Raw genomic sequence first — 1,016 nt, forward strand, 5'->3', positions numbered from 1 at the left:
ACCGGCCCGGCGCCACCGTCCCCGCGCACACCGCGGGTGTCGCGCGTGCCCCGGGTGGTGCGCCCGCCGGCACCGCTGCGGGCACCCAGGAGGATGCCACCGAGCAGCGCCAGCACGCCCAGCACACCGAGCACGGCCGGCAGGATGCGACCGAACGTGTTGAGCGTGTCGGCGGTCTCCTGGGCGGCGGACTGCGTGATCTCCTTGGTCTCCTCGTTCCAGCCGGACTCGAATCGGACGGCCGTCCGGGTGGGCTCGGCCTTCTCCTCCTCCATGCCCGCCGCGTCGTTGAAGAAGGCCTCGGCCTCGTCCTGGTCCTCGGCGAAGAACTGGTAGATGTTCTCGTTGCCGTTGATCACCTGGCCGGTCTCCGGGTTGACGTACACCGTGCGGGTGTTGGTGTAGTAGCGACGCATGTCGACCTCGCGCTCCGGGTCACCCTCGAGGCCCCACTGGCCCGCGGTCATGCCCTCGCGCCGGTAGCTGGCCAGCACGGCCTCCACGGCGGGGTCGTACCCGTCGGTGATCGAGGCGAAGTGGTCGCGGATCGAGGACCACATGTCGATCGGGCCGAGCTCCTGGCGGAACTCGTACGCGTCGATGCCGCCGACGGTGGTCTCACCGACGAAGGAGATCGGGTTGGTGGTGAAGGTGCTGGCGTCGAAGTAGTCGTAGTCCCGCTGCTCGGTGTCGAACGGGAACTTGTACTGCAGGCCGTTGCGGACGAACCCGGTGGGGGCGGAGTCCTCGGCCCCGGTCGCGACCAACTGCAGGGTGCTCACGGCCTCGTCGATCGGCTCGGCGGTCACGCGGTCCACGGTGACGCGGTCGATCGAGGCGTTGACCAGGCCCTCGACCCCGTCCGACCCGGTCTTGTCCTCGCGGAGCAGCGACTGCGCGGCCTGGAACGTGATCACCTCGGCGTCCGACGGCTCGACCGCCTGGACCCGGCGCTGCGAGTAGAGCGGGATGTCGTTGTCGATGAAGCAGGTGACCGGGAACTGGACCTCGGAGTC

Annotated in this window: 1 protein-coding gene; it reads right to left on the bottom strand. The window is 69.5% G+C overall.

Annotated elements, in window-relative coordinates; translation table 11 throughout:
- Positions 1-1,016, bottom strand: a 1,016-nt coding sequence (locus G6031_RS18400; RefSeq protein WP_182654065.1) for a DUF3068 domain-containing protein, incomplete at both ends; no start/stop codon positions are given.

The organism is Dietzia sp. CQ4 (assembly GCF_014145125.1).
In the GTDB taxonomy this organism is placed as follows: Bacteria; Actinomycetota; Actinomycetes; order Mycobacteriales; family Mycobacteriaceae; genus Dietzia; species Dietzia natronolimnaea.